Source organism: Desulfotignum phosphitoxidans DSM 13687 (genome assembly GCF_000350545.1).
In the GTDB taxonomy this organism is placed as follows: domain Bacteria; phylum Desulfobacterota; class Desulfobacteria; order Desulfobacterales; family Desulfobacteraceae; genus Desulfotignum; species Desulfotignum phosphitoxidans.
This window is the reverse complement of record NZ_APJX01000005.1, coordinates 222,254-239,277: the sequence shown is the minus strand read 5'-3', so window position 1 is coordinate 239,277 and position 17,024 is coordinate 222,254. Positions and strand designations below refer to the sequence as shown.

Below are 17,024 nucleotides of genomic sequence, written 5' to 3'. Positions count from 1 at the left end.
GGAAAAACAAAACCATGATTGTTGTCATTGATTTCGGTTCCCAGTTCAATCAGCTGATTGCCAGACGGGTCAGGGAACATAATGTTTACTGCCAGGTGGAGCCGGCAAATATCCCCATTGACCGGATCAAGGCCCTGAATCCCAAAGGCATTATTCTGTCCGGCGGGCCGTCCAGTATTTATGAAAAAGACAGCCCTGCCGTGGACAAATCCCTGTTTGACTTAGGGGTGCCGGTGTTGGGGATCTGCTATGGGATGCATTCCATGATCCATGCCCTGGGTGGAGAGATCCGTCGGGCAAAAAAAAGAGAATACGGATTTGCCCGATTGCAGATCAAATCGGACTCGTTGTTGTTCAAGGATATGCCCTCGGAATTTCAGTGCTGGATGAGCCATGGAGATTCCGCCGGAACCCTGCCGGAGGGATTTGAAGTGACGGCTGCAACGGAAAACACGCCGATTGCGGCCGTGGCGCATCCTGAAAAACAATTTTACGGGCTTCAGTTTCATCCGGAAGTGGAACATTCCATCAACGGATCATTGATGATCAAACATTTTTTGTTTGATGTCTGCAGATGTGAAAAAAACTGGACCATGGACTCTTTTTCAGAAGGAGCCATTGAACAGATCAAAGATGCGGTTAAAGACAAAAAAGTGATCATGGGGCTTTCTGGCGGGGTAGATTCATCCGTGGCCGCCACCCTGATCCACAAAGCTATCGGTAAAAACCTGCACTGTATTTTTGTGGACAACGGTCTGTTGCGGCACAATGAAAAAACCCAGCTGGAAAAACGGCTCGGCAACAACCTGGACATGAATATCCGGTTTGTGGATGCGGCACAAACGTTTCTGGATGCCCTCAAAGGGGTCACGGATCCGGAAACCAAACGAAAAATTATCGGCAATGAATTTATCAAGGTCTTTGAAGCCGAGGCCCGCAAAATTCCGGGGGCCGCATTTCTGGGACAAGGCACCCTGTATCCGGATATCATTGAATCCAAGTCCGCTTTTGGAGGCCCTACGTCCATTATTAAATCCCATCACAATGTGGGAGGGCTGCCGGAAAAAATGCAACTCAAGCTTATCGAACCGCTGCAGCTGCTGTTCAAGGACGAGGTCAGAAAACTGGGCCTGGCTTTGGGCATTCATGAAGACCTGGTCTGGCGCCAGCCTTTTCCCGGTCCCGGACTGGCCATCCGCATCATGGGCGAAATCACCGCAAAGCGCCTGGATATATTAAGACAGACCGATGTAATTTTGTTGGAAGAAATCCGGAAAGCCGGTCTTTACCGCAAATTATGGCAGTCGTTTGCCGTGCTGTTACCCATCAAAAGCGTGGGTGTCATGGGAGACAAAAGAACGTTTGCCCATTGCGTGGCCATTCGGGCGGTGACCAGCAACGATGCCATGACCGCAGACTGGGCCAGACTGCCCCATGATCTGCTGGGAAAAATTTCCAATCGGATGATCAATGAGGTGGAAGACATCAATCGCGTGGTATACGATATCACCTCCAAACCGCCGGGCACCATTGAATGGGAATAGGCAGGCCCATGTTTCAGAAACCAGGAAAATCAAAGAGGTACGGATCTGATGAGCCTGAAAGACTATAGGACCGATGCATCGGATCTTCCCCAAGAGGATCCGGATACCTTGCCCTCGCCCGCCTTGTACCAAAAGGATCGCAATGCACTGAAAATAGACAAATTATCCACCCGGGTAACCATTATCACCATTATTCTGCCGATCCTCATTGGTGCGGTTTTGTTTTTCATCTACCTGGACATGAAAGACCAGGTCTTGGATGTGGATACGGCCAAAAATAACCGGGTGGAGCAACTGTCCCGTCAGATGGAAGAGAAAATGAACGCCCTGGACATCCGCATTGCCAAAAACCGGTTTGATCTGGAAGAGAAACTGCCGTTAATGGAACAAAAAACCGATTCTCTGGAGCAGCAGCTGGGAAAACTGGCAGCATCCAAGGCCGATGTCTCGGCACTGGATGCAGAATCGGCAAAACTGGGAGATCAGCTGGCCCGACAGGATCGCCGGATCCAGAACAATGCCGACCAGGATCAGGCCAATCTGGCGGAACTGGAACGGATCAATTCATCGTTGCGTTCTGCCATGGATGAAAACCAGGCTCAATTTGAAAAAAAGGTCCGGACCCTGAAACAGGAAATGACATCTTTTCAGGCCTTGAAACAGGAAGTGGCATCCCTTCAGACCCAGAGGCAGGGGCTGATTTCTCTTCAGGAACAATTGGACGACAAGCGTCTTGACCTGGAACAGCTTCGAAAACAGGTGAGCCTTTTGGAAAAACAACACAAAGAACTGGAAAATCAGTTCATGACCCGAAAAGAGGTCGACCGGCGATTGACCGAACTTCAGAACAATGTCAACCAAACGCTGAAAAATCTGGAAAACCGGATCAAATCTCCCCCGCTTCAGATTCCGGACAGCATCTCGGAAGAAACCCTGACACAATGATCTTTTTTTGAATCGCATTGAATTATTTGAACAATTGGGGTATACTCAGGCCAAATATCAGGATCACATAAATGAATACAAGGACAACTGGCCGTTATGTCCAAACAACACCCCGAGTGCCCTCTTTACAATCATACTACGTGTAGAGAACTGCACAATCCAAAGCTTTGCGCCATTATTCGCGAAGATCTGATCTGTTTGAAAAAGCAGCAGAAAACCCCCAAAAAAAACCGGTCTTTTTCTTCAGATCCAGCAGATCCCGCCGTTATCTGACTTTCAACCGGTCCCCCGGATGGATCACTTTTTTGTAGGACATTTTGTTCAACCGCAGCAATTCAGCCAGCGACATCTGATTGGCTTGGGCGATACCTATCAGACTTTCCCCGGGTTTGACCACGTGGATCCGGACAGGTGAGGTTTTCTGCCACTTTGCGATAAGTTCGGTAAACCGGGTGTGAAAACCGGGTGCGTTGTCCGCCGGCACCTGGATTACAATCGAACCCGGTGACAGATAATATCCCCGGATATCCGGATTCAGTTCTTTAAAGGTTTTATACGAAATATCCGCTGCTCTGGCAATGATCAGTATGGGCACCTCTTTTTGCAGCGTGACATCCAGGGCAGCCAGATCCAGCGGAGGGTACAGGTCGTCAGGATTCAGATGAAACCCATATTTTTCCGGTTGATCCAGGATCAGTTTGGCTGCAATGATTTTAAACAGATACTGCTGGGTTTCAAGGGGCAGGTACAAGTCAAAATAGTTGTGGGTCTGCTGGGCATCGATTTCCACTGCCAGGCCATGTTCGCCCATATTATAGGCGGCCAGGGCCAGAAAAACGGATCCAAATTCCGTTGTCAGTTTTTTCAGATACAGACAGGCCGCCCGGGTGGATTTAAAGATATTTCGCCGTTCATCCACCTGATCGTTAATTTTCAGGCCATATTTCAGGCCGGTGGACTTGAGAAACTGCCAGTATCCCACGGCATGGGCAAAGGATCTGGCATGGGGTCTGAGCGCGCTTTCAATGACCGGTACATATTTCAGATCGTCGGGCATCTGTTCTTCGGCCAGAATCTTCTGGATATGGGGAAAAAGCTGAGCCGCCCGTTTCATCCACAAAATCACCTGGGGACGGTTCCACAAAATCAAGAGCATTTCTTTTTCCATGGCCGCTTTCACCATGGGATCTTCCATGGGAATGGGTATACCGCAAAATTCAAGTGAATCCGGGAACCGGATACTCTGGATCAAAGAAGGGATCGGTTCCACATCGGCATCCATCTCCTGAGTCTCTAAGGAAAATGAATCCGGGACCATACCTCCCATCCCCAAAAGAATCCAGATCAGACAGATGGCTGAAAAATATCGCATGTTCACCTCACAGATAAATGATGTTGACCGTTTAATCATCTTGTCAGAACGGATCTGAAAAGTCAATTCACCCCGTGTGATGTCAATGCCTGGAAGTTGCCTTTTCAAAGTATTTCTGATATGCCATAATCTGCCAAAATTGATATAAGGGTAACAAAAACACCATGCATTCCTTTTTAAAAGAATTGATTGTTAAAGCAGGCGACCTCTGTCTGGCGGAACAGGGACAACTCACGTTGCAGTCCCTTGAATTCAAAACCCGAAAAGACCTGGTCACCGCCACGGACAGGCAGGTGGAAGCGTTTCTGATTCAAGAGATCCAATCCCGGTTTCCGGATCATGGAATCTGGGGCGAAGAAACCGGCCAGATGCTCACGGACAGTGACTATTGCTGGATCATCGATCCCATTGACGGCACCACCTCATTTTTTCATGGACAGCCCTATTATGCCATCAGCATTGCTTTGAAAAAAAAGCAGGAAATTATTTTAGGGGCCGTATATGCCCCGGCCCTGGGTCAGTTGTTTCATGCCCGCAAAAACCAGGGGGCCTGGTTGAACGATCATCCCATTCAGGTCTCTGCCACCACCACGTTGACGGATGCGGTGATGGCCACCGGGTTTGCATGTCTGCGTGCCGGCAAAAAAAACAACAATCTGGTCCATTTCAACCGGATTGTCCCACAGTTGAGAGATATCCGGCGCTGCGGTTCCGCTGCCATCGACCTGTGTTATGTGGCGGCCGGTAAAGTGGACGGGTTCTGGGAAATGAATTTGAATGTCTATGATGTGGCCGCAGGAATCCTGATGGTAACCGAGGCACAAGGCGAGGTCACGGATTTCACGGGAGGCCCGGATTTTCCGGAAAAAGGCATTGTGGCTGCCAATCCGGTATTGGCGGACATTTTAAGATCGCAATTGACGTCATGACCTTTGATGTGACAGAGGAATAATTTTTTATGACCATTCAGTGGTTCCCCGGCCATATGCTGGAAACAAAAAAATGGTTGCACCAGTCGGCAGCCAAAGCAGATGTGATTATGGAGATGCTGGATGCCCGGATACCGGTGGCCAGTGAGAATCCCTGGATGGATAAAATCAGCCGCAACGCCCGGCGGGTGAAAATTCTCAATAAAATCGACCTGGCCGATCCCCGGGTGACGGAGCAATGGCTGACCTATTTTTTAAAACACGGCAATGCCCGGGCCATTGCCATCAATGCCACGGACAAGTCCCAGGCAGTTCGTGCCCTGGAATACGCCATAGAAGGGGTGTCCTGCAATCGGGCCAGAAAACGAAAAATCATGGTGGTCGGTATCCCCAATACCGGAAAATCCACATTTCTGAACACCCTGGTTGGAAAAAAAATCGCCAAAACCGGTAACACACCGGCCATCACCCGGCATCAGCAGCGGACCAGTTTACCAAACAATATTGATCTGTACGATACCCCCGGGGTCCTGTGGCCCGTGATTGAACCGCCTCAACGGGCTTATGCCCTGGCTGTCACAGGCGCTATTTCAGATGCTGCACTGGATTTTCAGGACATTGCCTGGTTTGCCGCCGGACTGCTTCTAAGCCGCTATCCGGAACAACTGAAGGCCCGGTACCCGTTCCTGGATCCAATACCTGACGATGAAGCCGGGTTGCTGGAACAAATCGGTGCTGCCAGAGGGTGTTTGAAAGCCAAAGGGCAAATTGATTATCATAAAGCCGCCACCGTCCTGATTCAGGATTTCAGATCCGGTAAAATTGGAAAAATCAGTGTTGAAACCCCGTTTGACACATCTGATGATAAGGAAAAAAACAGTGACCCGACCTTTGAATAATCCCTTGGATTCCTGCTTGAAAAACAGGATGATTCCCCTGTTGATCCTGCTGATCCTGCTGGTGCTGGTATGGCACCCCACCGTGTCCGCCCAACCGGTCCGTCTGGCCCCTGAAAGAAATCATGCCATTCAGTGCATCCGGATTGTTTCCGCGCTTGAGCGTTATCATTACTTAGGGAAAAAACTGGATGATACTCTGTCTGAACAGATCTTTGATCGGTATATCAAATACCTGGATCCATCCCGGCACCTGCTGACCCGACCCGATCTGCAAGAACTGGAAAAATACCGTCAAAAATTTGACACAGACCTGAGGCGCGGCAACCTGAGAAGCGCATATGAGATTTACAATCTGCACCATCGCCGGGCCGCGGAACGGTATGCATATATTCTGGATCTGCTGGAAAAACCAGACTCTTTTCTGTCTCTCAATTCCCGGGATTTTCTGGTGGTGGACGGTGAACAGCGGCCCTGGCAACCCAGCGAGGATGATTTGCGCACTTTGTGGGAAAAAGAACTGATCCATCACATCATCACGCTGACGCTCGATGACCATAACACCCAGACGGATGTGTCACAAACCCTGGAAAAAATTTATACCACCCGCCAGACCCGGTTGTCCCAGACCACCACAGATGATGTATTTCAACTGGTCATGAACTGCGTCACCGAAAGCTTTGATCCCCATACCCAGTATTTTCCGCCCCGGGTATCGGAAGATTTTGATATCCATATGCGGCTTTCTTTGGAAGGGATCGGGGCCGTGCTCCAGACTGAATATGAATATACCAAGGTCGTCAGCCTGGTTCCCAAGGGGCCGGCGGACAAATCCAGCCAGTTGATGCCCGGAGACAAGATTATCGGAGTGGGTCAGGGGGAAACCGGTGAAATCAAAGATACCATCGGTCTGCGGATCGATGAAGTGGTCAAGTTGATCCGGGGTCCGAAAAACACGTTTGTCCGTCTTAAAATCATTCCTGCCAAAAAAAGTGATGCCACCACCATTGTCAGCATTATGAGAGACACGGTAAAACTGGAGGAACAATCCGCCCAAAAACAGATAAAAACCGTGGTTTCAGGCAAGAGAAACTATAAAATCGGAATCATTGAAATCCCGAATTTCTATATTGATTTCGAGGCTTATCACAGAGGAGATTCCCAGTATAAAAGCACCACTTCAGATGTGAAAAAATTGCTGTTTGAACTGGCCGAAGAAAACATTGACGGTCTGATCATCGACTTGCGGGACAACGGCGGCGGTGCCCTCAAAGAAGCCAGTGATCTGACCGGGCTTTTTCTTACCTCCGGGCCCACGGTACAGATCCGCACCAAACAGCAGATGACCCGGCTTTATGACGAAGACCCGGAAATCCAGTATACCGGGCCGTTGCTGGTATTGATCAATCGAATGAGTGCGTCAGCCTCGGAAATTTTTGCCGGTGCCATCAAAGATTACCAGCGGGGAATCATCGTGGGAACCCAGAGTTTCGGTAAAGGCACGGTTCAGGAACTCAAACCGTTGGGAGACGGCAAACTCAAGCTCACATCCGCCAAATTTTACCGGGTTTCCGGTAAAAGCACCCAGCACCGGGGCGTGATACCGCATATTTTATTTCCCAAAGTCTACAAATCCGAAGATACCGGAGAAAGTTCTTTGGACGGGGCCCTGCCCTGGGATACCATTCCTCAGATTCCATTCCAGGCATACCGGTCTTTGACGCCTTTGTATACGTCTTTGATGCATGAATTTCAACAGCGCAGCCTTCAGGATCCCGGTATGGTTTATCTTGAAAAGCGCCTGGCATGGACATCAAAACAGGAGAGAAAAATTCGTCTGCCCCTGGATATCAATGCCCGAAAAGAACAAAGAATCATGGATCAGCAAACTGAAATCGAAATTGAAAATGAATATCTGACCGCCCTGGGCAAAGATCCCATCCGCACCCTGGAAGATCAGGAACCTGTTTTGAACCGGTATAAAGAGATCCTTTTGCAGCAGGCTGAAAAAATCATGGCAGACATGATCCTTTTGACCCGACAGCAGGGGTATGCATGGTAGTCAGACGAATTTGTCTATATACCGCTGGCGTACTGACGGCAGCGGTTCTGATGGCATTTCTTTTGCTGGGTCCGATTCTCAACTCGCCTTTTGTCAAGCCCTGGATCGTGAATCACATTGAAAACCAGGTCAACACTGAAATCGATCCGGATCAGGTGACTTTTCTGTTGACACCCCAGCCCGGGATTCAGGTTGACGGCGTGAAATTGCCCTTGACCCGGGAAATTGAATTGTCTGTGGATGCCGTTCGCCTGGATTTGGACCTGAGTGCGCTGTTGAAACGAAAAATAGAGATTTCCGGCATTTTTTTAAAGGACTTGAGTATCCAAACCCTGCCGGGTGAAAACAAAACCGGTTTGACATTTCATGCCCCCCTTGATTTTCAATTTCCCAAACAGCAGATCCAACAGGTATTCGCCCTGCTTCCGGACAGTGAAAACCAGTTACAGATTCATCTGGAAAATACAAGCACCCAGCAGTTTTCAGCACTCAATGGCAGTCTGTGGATTTCCAAAACCGATGAGACCATGCAGTTTGACACACAGATTAAAGACCTTCATGTGACAAAAGACTGGCTGGCCCGGTTTTTCTCAGCTCCGGATTTTCTGATGGATCAGCTGGCATCAGAAACCGCCCGCCTGCATGTCCGGCTGAATCCTGACACCGGAATATCCGGCGACCTTTCGCTGGACCGGTTTGACATCGCTTCACACCGGCTGACTCCTGCTTCCATCTCAGGCTCCCAGGTGCAGATGCATTTTTCCTATTTACCGGATCAGGTCTCTTTTCATATTGACCCCACCCAATTGGCATATCCGTCCGCACAGGTGGCCATGGCATTTTCAAACAGCCGGACCCGAAATGAAACCGCATTGACCTTCACAGGCCATCACATAGACATTGCCCAGGCCCGGGAAGCGACCCTGGCTTTGGCACCGGAGAATCAGGTGGTGAAACCGTTGTTTGACATATTACGAAAAGGTACGGCCAATGACGTTTCTGTGGGATTTCACGCAGCATCCTGGAATACGCTGTTTGATCCCCGGCATCTGATTCTGGAAGGAGACGCCCGAAATTCGCAGATACAAATACCGGAAACGCTTTTGATGGCCGATGATGTGGAGGGTAAAGCCCAGGTGTCGGACGGCAAGCTGATCATTGCGGCTGAAAACGGCCGCATTGATCACTCGATGATTCATCAGGGACGGCTGACCATTGATCTGTTGCATTCATCCCATGTGCCGTTTACCGGTGAATTTGATCTGGATGTGAACCTGGCTGAAGTGCCGGCTGTGTTGATCCGCCTGTTGCCGGATTCAACGCTGGCCAGGGAAATGGCCCGGGTGAAAGACCTGAAGGGACAGGCAGATGCCCGGTTGACCCTGGCCGTTGAAAACGATCAACCGGATCTGTTGGTTTCAGTGACCACAAAACCGTTTTCAGCGACCGGATTTTATGATCGGATTCCCTTTCCCCTGACGATTTCCCAAGGGATGTTTGTTTATGAAAATAACCAGATCCGGATCAGCGGATTGTCCGGAAATATCGGTGAAAGCCTTGTCACTGACGTGTCGGCCAAGGTCATGCTGGATGAAACCCCTTTGCTGGATCTGACTGCCAGGGGCCTGGACCTTGACATTCAGGAAATCTGGCCGAAACTGTCGTTATGGAAACCGGTCCGTTCCCGCATGGAACCGGTGACAGATATGTCCGGACAACTGATTGTCAGCCGCCTCCACTATAAAGGCCCGATGTTTGAATTAAATCAGGGTGAATTCAATATTGCGGGCACAGGTCAGGATATCCGGATCGGAATTTCTTCCAGACCCCATGAAATTAATCAGATGTCCGGTGCGTTTGACGTGTCTGAAAACGCAATGGACATTTCTGATCTGTCCGCGAAAATCACCGGCCTGGACTGGTTGTCCGACCTAGTTTCCCCGGCATATACGGCCGGTATCGCCCTGCCCTTGTGGATTAAATCCGGCAGCGTCCAGATGCATGACAAACAGATGTCCGTGTCCGGGAAAGCGGAACTGGCGCCGAACATTGATTTTTTTGTTCAATTGACCGGTACAGGGCCAGGTGATCTGACACCTGAGCGGATGGCGCTTGAAAATAAACCGTTGACCGATGCTGAAATTCTGTTCACCCGGCACCCGGAATTCACACAAATCCGGTTTAAAGGAACTCTGGATACCCGGACCCTGGATATCGTGATGGACGAAAATACGTTGCTGCACCAGCGTCTGATGTCTCTGACCCGGGGACAGCCGGTGGAAATCGTTGCAGATCCAGATGACAACCTGCACATCAGCGCTCGGTTTATTCAACTGGACACCTTGATATCACTTCTGGGAAGCGCTTCTTTCTCAGGCACCCCTTTTCAGTTCTCCCGAAAAAATCTGCATATCCAGGCGGATCAGGTGGCTTATCAAACATTTGAGTTTTCCCATGTGACGGCAATCGTCACAGGAAAAAAGCAACACCCAGACATTCAGTTGCTCACTGGGGATTTCTGTGGTGCTGATATTTCCGGCCGGATGCGCCTGGATCTGACATCACCTGATCTTCAAACGAAGACGGATTTAAAGATTAGCGCGTCAAACCAAGAGAATGTCGCCACCCTGCTCTCCTGTTTTTATCCGGGAATAGACCTGATGAATGGGGGATACGCTTTGAATGCCAATTTGGCCGGAACCGGATCCGTGAAAACCCTTCATACTGATCTCACCGGAGACATTTCATTTGAATCCGAAAAAGGGCAGATTCATAAAATGACATTGTTGTCCCGGCTGCTGTCAGTATTAAATATTTTGAAACTGCCGGATATCCGCCAGGAAGGGTTCCGGTATCGCAGTATTCAGGTGAACGCACAAATGAAAAACGGCACCATTCATCTGGAAAAAGCGGTGATTGATGCGGAAAACATGGCCCTTTTTTTTACAGGCGACATCCATCCGTTTGAAAACCAGCTGGATCTGACCTGTCTGGTGGCACCCTTTAAAACCATTGACACCCTTGTGCAATTCATTCCGGTAGTCAATACCATCCTGAGCGGCCGTCTGGTGTCATTTCCGGCAAAAGCCACCGGTGCCATCGATGATCCGGTCATAACACCTTTGCACCCTTCAGCCGTGGGAGAAGGATTGATCAATATGTTCACCTCTTTATTGACATCACCGATTCGATTGTTTGAAAGAACGCCCTGATATGTCTTTTGAACCGATATTTTCCCAAAAAATGCTTGTACCCTATTCAGTGATGGGCGCCAACAACCATGTCCGCATGGATCGGCTGCTGTCTGTTTTTCAGGATGCAGCCGGTATTCATGCGCATCAGATGGGGGTCAGCGGATTTGATCTGGCACAAAACCAGTTGAAATGGGTGATTTCCCGGTACCAGATCCGGGTGAATCAGCCGCTGCAATGGCCGGGTCCCTATGAATTGAGAACCTGGCGGTTTCCCTGGAAAAACCTGTATGAAATCCGTCAGTTTGAAATGCTTTCTCCGGACGGTGTTCCTCACATCCAGGCATTGTCGGTCTGGGTCATGGTCAAAGCGGCAAACACCCGGCCGGTCAGGCTGTCTTATCATATGCCCCCGGAGTTGATGACCCAGACCGGCACACCGCCGGATCTATGGGCCAACACGTTTGATTTCGTCCGGTGGGATCATGAAGCGCAGTTTCCTGTCCGAATCCATGATCTGGACCTGAACCAGCATGTGAACAACACGACTTACGCAACCTGGGCGCTTGAAACCCTGCCCATGCCCTGGCTGTTTAATCATGTGCCGGTGACTCTGGTGATCAATTTTCTCAAAGAAACGTTCTACCCGGGAACGGTGTCGGTTAAAACCTGTGTATCAGATCACACAGACCCGGTGACAACCCGACACGGTATTTTTGATGAATCCGGCGATGAAACACTGGCTGTGCTTACTTTGACCTGGAAACCCAATCCCCATGTCCCTGTTTGACGACACGCCGGATCCCCAGGAAGAAAAGCTGTTTCAGACCGCGTTGCGCTATCTGGCCATCCGACCCCGCAGTGTCGGGGAAATGACCGGATATCTGGCAAAAAAAAGTCAGGATCCGGCACACATCTCTACTGTCATTGACCGGTTGAAGCAATACCGGTATCTGAATGATGAAGAATTCGCCCGGATCTTTATTGAAAACCGAAAAAGAAACCAACCCAAATCAAAGTTCGCGCTTACCCGGGAACTCAGACAAAAAGGCATCCGCTCCCAAATCATCAGCGATCTGCTTGACTCATATGATGATATGCAGATGGCGGTCACAGCGCTGGCCGCCAGATATCAAAGATGGCATCATCTGGACCCGGAAACCCGGCAAAAAAAAGCGTTTAATTATCTGCGTTACAGAGGTTTCAATTATGAAGCGATCCGGTTTGCCTGGGAACAGGTCGCCAAAGATGCGGATTTTAGCGGTTGAAGAGGCTTTGGTTTGAGCCCTGCTCCCTTTCCTCTTTTTTTTACTGAGCCGGAAGAATACGGATCCGTGCGGCTTTTTTCAGATCCAGATAGGTATCGGCCAGTTTTGTCATCTCTTCGTGGGTCAACCCGCTGTATTCAGGAACAATGGTGTGGGCCCAGTCCAGTTTTTCAGGGTGTTGTCGTGACCCTGCCATCACGGAATTCAGCCAGTAGGCATTGGTTTCCCGCAACACCTCCAGTTGTTTGAGAACCGGGGCCAGAGCCAGTTCAGTCTCCCGGGCGGAAATTCCATTGGCACGGATGTCTGCAATAATTTCATCAAGGGTCTGTATCACCTGATCCACAGATTCATGGGACACCGGTACCACCATCTGCAACACCCCATATCCATCATGAACCATGGACGGGTGATTGTAAACATACGGCGAATACGCGGCCCCCAGTTTTTCCCGGATGGTTATTCTCAAATGTTCAGACAGAACCCGGGACAGCAGGGACAATGCCCGGGATAAATTCACATCCCAGTAATCATCGGTTAAAAAAGCGATCCGCACCACGCCTTTATCGATCTTGGTATCCAGGGTTAAAGACAGATTTTCCCCTTCAGGAAATTGAACCGGATCCAGATCATTTTGGCAATGATCTTCGTTTCCCGGGGAGGCAAATCCTCCCAACAGCGTGCGGGCATGGGAAACCACCTGGGCTGGATCAAAATCCCCCACCAGGGAGACCTCAAATCCCCCCTGCTTGAAATATGGGGTGAGCCAGGACTGGATATCGGTTAAGGTCAGGCGATCCACCTCATCCGGATGGGGCATGCCGAACCAGGGATTTCCTTTGGCCAGAAACCGGTCCCCTTTAATGCGCATGATGCCGTCCGGGGTCTGTTTAAGGGCTTCATACATCTGGCGGTACTGATTTTTGGCCAGGTCAAGACTTTCCTGTTTGAAACCCGGATCCGTCAGTAACGAGCGGATCAGGTGAAACACCAGTTCGGTCTCACCGGGGTCCGCAGACCCGCTCAGGGAAAAAAAGGTGTCCTCCACGGTAAATTCCATGGTCACGTCCCGGCCGGCCAATGCCGCATTCAATTGATCCAGGGTCATGCTTCCCAAACCGCTTTTATGCACGGTCTGTTCGCTGATAAACGCGATACCGGGCTTGCCCGCCGGTTCACAGGACCTGCCGTGCCCGAACACCACTTTGAACAGAAACCGGCCTTTCTGAAAATCGGTTTGCTTAAGATTCAGCCGGATCTGGTTGTCAAAATCGATCCGGGAAATCTCCAGATCTTTGACATTTTTTTCTATACTCTGAATGGCCGCCGGTGTTTCAGGAACCGGAAGATAAGGAAAGCTGGTGGAAAGTTCCGGCTGAAACAGATTCGCTTTTTGGCGGGCACTGTCATTGAATCCGTTTAAAATAGCCTGTTCAGCGGATTCGGAAGAATTTGATGCAATGTCTGCGTTCCCGGTGACCATCACCAGGCGGTGATCCGGATTCCAGGATGTCTGAAATGCCGTGTTCACCTGATCCACAGACAAACTTTCCACAAACGGGGTCAGCAGATCTTTTGCCTGGACAGGGGATAAAAACCAGTTCCTGGTTTGAACAGACGTGAGCAGCGATCTTGCCAGGTTTGATGTCTTCCGGGTGTCAGCCTGCCGGACGGATGTTTCCAGGTCAGCCAGGAAATCCGCTTTGACCCGGTCCAGTTCTTTTTGTGTGAACCCGGTTTCAAACGCCTGGCGCAGTAATTTTTCCAGTTGAGCCAGACTGGTATCCCAGTGTTTGGCATCACATTTAGCAGTGACCGCCGCAGCGTTTATATAATTGAGAAACCGGCCGGAATATGCGGATGCCGAAGAAAAATCCACGCTGCCTTCCTGAATCATGCGGGACAGGCGATGATCCAGCATGTTATCTGCCAGGTTCCGGGTCATCTTGAGCTTGAGACTGTCTTCGGTTTCATAGGCAAAATCCGTATATTCGATCCGTTCAATTGTAATCTGTGTGTTACCTGCTTCCGGCTCAAACAGATAAAACGGTTTGATGCCCTCATGGGAGTCCCATTGGATGCCTTTGGGTGCATACAGACTTTCCGGGATCCGGGGTTCAAGGGATTGAAACCGGGCGGTGATCCATTTTTCAGCCGCCTGGATATCCATATCCCCGACCATGATCAAAACCATGTTATCCGGCCGGTACCATCGATCATAAAACTGTCTGAGCTGTTTTTGATCCGTGGTTTCAATCACCGGTTCTTCACCGATGGGCATGCGCTTTGGCAGAATGGATCCCGGCAGTTCAAACGAGAAAGTGGATTTAAAGGTCCGGTAGGACACGGAGTCCCGCTCCTGTTTTTCCGCCAGGATGATTCCCCGTTCCCGGTCGATCTCCTCTTCCAGAAGCAGTGCGCCGGCCGCATAATCTTTGAGCACCTTCAGGGCATCCTCAAGATGTGCCTGATCCCCGTTGGGCAGTGTCAAATCATAGACTGTATGAAAAAAAGAGGTGCTCGCATTCACATCCGCACCGAAATCCATACCGATGGACTGGAAATAAGTCACCAGTTCTCCCGGAGAAAAATGCTCGGTGCCGTTGAACAGCATGTGTTCCAGATAATGGGCCATCCCCTGTTCATCCGATGTTTCATGGGCGGAACCGGCAAATATGTTCAAATAAACACCCACCCGGTCTTTGGGGGTGGTGTTTTTCATGAGAACATATTGAAATCCATTGGACAAGGTACCGTGAACCACGGCCGGATCCTTGATCACCTGATCGGCAGCCACGGGCAGCGCATGTCCGGCCGGGGTAAGCCAGGCGCCCGTTCCGATCAGCAAGGCCCATACCAGACAACCGATCTGTACCAGATATCGGTTCAGAGAGCGCTTTTTATCCATCGATGAGCCGTGAATTGATTTCAATATCGCTTTTTTCTTTAAGTTCATTGATCCATGCCTGAAAGTACTGTCCTTGTTTTGCCTGTAACAGCTGGGATTTTATGTCCGCCAGATTTTCCTGGGCCTCATTTTCTTCCGGAGCCTTCTGGTCATTGTACGCAATGATAAAAAATCCCTGGTCAGTCTGTAACACGTCCGGGTGCAGCGGATTTTCCGGCGTCAGTTGGAATGCGGCATTTATGAACGCCTCGGATCGCCCGACTTCCTGGACAGTCTCATTTCGGGTAAACCAGTCGGTGCTGGACACCGTCCGATTATTTTCCAGGGCGGTTTTTTCAAGGTTTCCAGCGGTTTTTGCCGCCTCAAGCAGCTCTTTGGCCCGGGTTTCAGCTGCGGTTACACGGAATTTGTTTTCCAGTTCTTGTGTGATCTGATCGGTTACCGCTTCCAGGGGCAGCTGGACCGGTTCAATGGTTTCAGTGACCTTGATCAAAAAATAATCATCCCCGATCTGCCGGATATCACTGATCTGCTGGGGCTGAATCTCAAACGCGGCCCGGGCGAAACCCGGGGGATTGTCCAGTTCCAGTCCATTGCCTTGTGCATCAAACGCGTCTGTGGTCCTGACTTCTTTCTGAGTCATCAATCCCACCTGTTCTAAGGTGTCTCCATCAATGACTGCATCAAACGCATCTTCCGCTCTGTAATAGGCCAGTTGCTGCATTTCTTCCTGTTTAAGCCGGGTTTTGATATCTTCGGCCACTTCGTCCAAAGATTTTGTATGGGCGTCAAACCGGTCCATCACCTTGATCACATGCCAGCCGAACCGGGTTTTCACCGGTTCGGAAATTTCCCCGGGCTGCATGGCAAATGCAGCCTCAGAAAAGGATGGGATCATGCTGTTTCTGTCAAATTTTCCCAGGTATCCCCCGTCTTCTTTGGAAGGTCCCTGGGAGGTTTCTTTTGCCAGTTCAGCAAAATCTTCACCTTTCACAGCACGCTCATAAACGGCCATGGCCTGGTTTTTCGCTGTTTCCACGGCAGTTTCATCTGCGGTTTCATCCACTTGAATCAAAATATGACTGGCTTCCACCTGTTCAGGTATTTCAAATTCTTCCGCATGCTGTTCATAATACCCAGTGATCTGTTCTTGGGTAATGGTGACCTGATCCTGATAATCCCGGGGAGAATATCGGATAAAGGCTGCTTTGCGTTTGGGCTCTGATTGATATCTGGCCTTGTTTTCTTCGTAATGGGCCTGAATCTGTTCCGGGGTCACGGAAATATCAGAAATGTCAGCCGGATCCACTTGAATGTAATCCACTTTCCTGGATGTGTTGTGAAAGTCATAAAAACTGCGTGCTTCCATATCTGAGACAGACACGGCGCTCACAATCATGTCCTGAAGTTTTTGGGTTCTCAACTGGGCACGCTGGAGCTGTTCAAACATTTCAGGGGTCAGAGAGTTGAGCCCCAGCAGCCGTTTATACAATTCCATATCAAACCGGCCGTCTTTGTGGAACACCTCCATGTTCAGAATGGATTCCTGCAGTTCAGAATCCGTGACCCGGATATCGAAGGCATCGGCCTGTTCCGCCATCAGTTTTTCTTCAATCAGGGTATTCAGGGCCTGCTGCTTGACATTCAACGCCTTTAACAGATCATCGGTCAGGTTGTCCTGAAAGCGGTTCCGCATCTGTTCCACCAGATTCTTGTAGGCCAGTTGAAACTCTTCAACCGTGATGGGGGTATCATTCACCGACGCCACGGAATCGTCCCGGCCGGAATTCATGGATCCCACCCCCAGAAATACAAACACCACCACGATGATACCCAGAAAAATCTTGATAATCCAGTTGCCTGAATTCTCCCGCAGATAACGCAGCATGCCGCTCTCCTTCGTACATCA

Annotated in this window: 11 protein-coding genes; 8 read left to right on the top strand and 3 right to left on the bottom strand. The window is 49.9% G+C overall.

All coding sequences use genetic code 11. From position 1 onward, the window contains the following. Nucleotides 1-14: 14 nt before the first annotated feature. The gene (gene guaA, locus DPO_RS12965; RefSeq protein ID WP_006966435.1) at nt 15-1,544 is read left to right on the top strand and encodes a glutamine-hydrolyzing GMP synthase; all 1,530 of its coding nucleotides are present in this window, start codon (nt 15-17) and stop codon (nt 1,542-1,544) included. Between the two features lie 48 nt (nt 1,545-1,592). Next, entirely contained in the window at nt 1,593-2,489 is an 897-nt protein-coding gene (locus tag DPO_RS12960) for a coiled-coil domain-containing protein (protein WP_006966434.1), read from the top strand. A 265-nt stretch (nt 2,490-2,754) separates the two neighbouring features. On the opposite strand, the gene DPO_RS12955 is transcribed toward DPO_RS12960, so the two are convergent. Continuing rightward, a complete protein-coding gene (locus tag DPO_RS12955) occupies nt 2,755-3,861 on the bottom strand; it encodes a lytic transglycosylase domain-containing protein (protein ID WP_006966430.1) in 1,107 nt (368 codons plus the stop codon). A gap of 164 nt (nt 3,862-4,025) precedes the next feature. Between DPO_RS12955 and DPO_RS12950 the strand changes: the two genes are divergently transcribed. The 6 genes from DPO_RS12950 to DPO_RS23995 are packed head-to-tail and all read left to right on the top strand — an operon-like array spanning nt 4,026 to nt 12,207. Next, nucleotides 4,026-4,790, top strand: coding sequence for an inositol monophosphatase family protein (locus DPO_RS12950; RefSeq protein ID WP_006966428.1), 765 nt, complete (start codon nt 4,026-4,028; stop codon nt 4,788-4,790). 29 nt (nt 4,791-4,819) lie between these two features. Beyond that, a complete protein-coding gene (gene ylqF / locus DPO_RS12945) occupies nt 4,820-5,689 on the top strand; it encodes a ribosome biogenesis GTPase YlqF (protein WP_006966426.1) in 870 nt (289 codons plus the stop codon). 16 nt (nt 5,690-5,705) lie between these two features. Then, nucleotides 5,706-7,748 carry a carboxy terminal-processing peptidase gene (locus tag DPO_RS12940; protein ID WP_236609958.1) on the top strand — a complete coding sequence of 681 codons (2,043 nt, stop codon included), beginning with the start codon at nt 5,706-5,708 and terminating at the stop codon, nt 7,746-7,748. Further along, nucleotides 7,742-10,960 (top strand): AsmA-like C-terminal domain-containing protein, encoded by a 3,219-nt coding sequence (locus tag DPO_RS12935; RefSeq protein WP_006966422.1) that lies wholly within the window; start codon nt 7,742-7,744, stop codon nt 10,958-10,960. Before DPO_RS12940 ends, DPO_RS12935 begins: the two co-directional genes overlap by 7 nt. Before the next feature lies 1 nt (nt 10,961). After that, nucleotides 10,962-11,729: an acyl-[acyl-carrier-protein] thioesterase gene (locus tag DPO_RS24000; protein ID WP_006966420.1), complete on the top strand. Its 768-nt coding sequence runs from the start codon at nt 10,962-10,964 to the stop codon at nt 11,727-11,729. Then, nucleotides 11,716-12,207 (top strand): regulatory protein RecX, encoded by a 492-nt coding sequence (locus DPO_RS23995; RefSeq protein ID WP_006966414.1) that lies wholly within the window; start codon nt 11,716-11,718, stop codon nt 12,205-12,207. The genes DPO_RS24000 and DPO_RS23995 overlap by 14 nt, the downstream gene beginning before the upstream one ends. Nucleotides 12,208-12,247: 40 nt before the next feature. Here DPO_RS23995 and DPO_RS12920 read toward each other — a convergent pair whose 3' ends face one another. Further along, on the bottom strand, nt 12,248-15,163 hold the full coding sequence (locus tag DPO_RS12920; RefSeq protein ID WP_006966413.1) for a M16 family metallopeptidase: 2,916 nt from the start codon (nt 15,161-15,163) through the stop codon (nt 12,248-12,250). Next, nucleotides 15,108-17,003: a SurA N-terminal domain-containing protein gene (locus DPO_RS12915; RefSeq protein ID WP_006966412.1), complete on the bottom strand. Its 1,896-nt coding sequence runs from the start codon at nt 17,001-17,003 to the stop codon at nt 15,108-15,110. The genes DPO_RS12920 and DPO_RS12915 overlap by 56 nt, the downstream gene beginning before the upstream one ends. Between the last annotated feature and the right edge of the window lie 21 nt (nt 17,004-17,024).

What these genes read in the sequence shown, in the direction of transcription:
- DPO_RS23995 (WP_006966414.1), top strand. Translation starts at nt 11,716, where the DNA reads ATGTCCCTGTTTGACGACACGCCGGATCCCCAGGAAGAAAAGCTGTTT.
- ylqF (WP_006966426.1), top strand. Translation starts at nt 4,820, where the DNA reads ATGACCATTCAGTGGTTCCCCGGCCATATGCTGGAAACAAAAAAATGG.
- DPO_RS24000 (WP_006966420.1), top strand. Translation starts at nt 10,962, where the DNA reads ATGTCTTTTGAACCGATATTTTCCCAAAAAATGCTTGTACCCTATTCA.
- DPO_RS12955 (WP_006966430.1), bottom strand. Translation starts at nt 3,861, where the DNA reads ATGCGATATTTTTCAGCCATCTGTCTGATCTGGATTCTTTTGGGGATG.
- DPO_RS12915 (WP_006966412.1), bottom strand. Translation starts at nt 17,003, where the DNA reads ATGCTGCGTTATCTGCGGGAGAATTCAGGCAACTGGATTATCAAGATT.
- DPO_RS12960 (WP_006966434.1), top strand. Translation starts at nt 1,593, where the DNA reads ATGAGCCTGAAAGACTATAGGACCGATGCATCGGATCTTCCCCAAGAG.
- DPO_RS12935 (WP_006966422.1), top strand. Translation starts at nt 7,742, where the DNA reads ATGGTAGTCAGACGAATTTGTCTATATACCGCTGGCGTACTGACGGCA.
- guaA (WP_006966435.1), top strand. Translation starts at nt 15, where the DNA reads ATGATTGTTGTCATTGATTTCGGTTCCCAGTTCAATCAGCTGATTGCC.
- DPO_RS12920 (WP_006966413.1), bottom strand. Translation starts at nt 15,163, where the DNA reads ATGAACTTAAAGAAAAAAGCGATATTGAAATCAATTCACGGCTCATCG.
- DPO_RS12950 (WP_006966428.1), top strand. Translation starts at nt 4,026, where the DNA reads ATGCATTCCTTTTTAAAAGAATTGATTGTTAAAGCAGGCGACCTCTGT.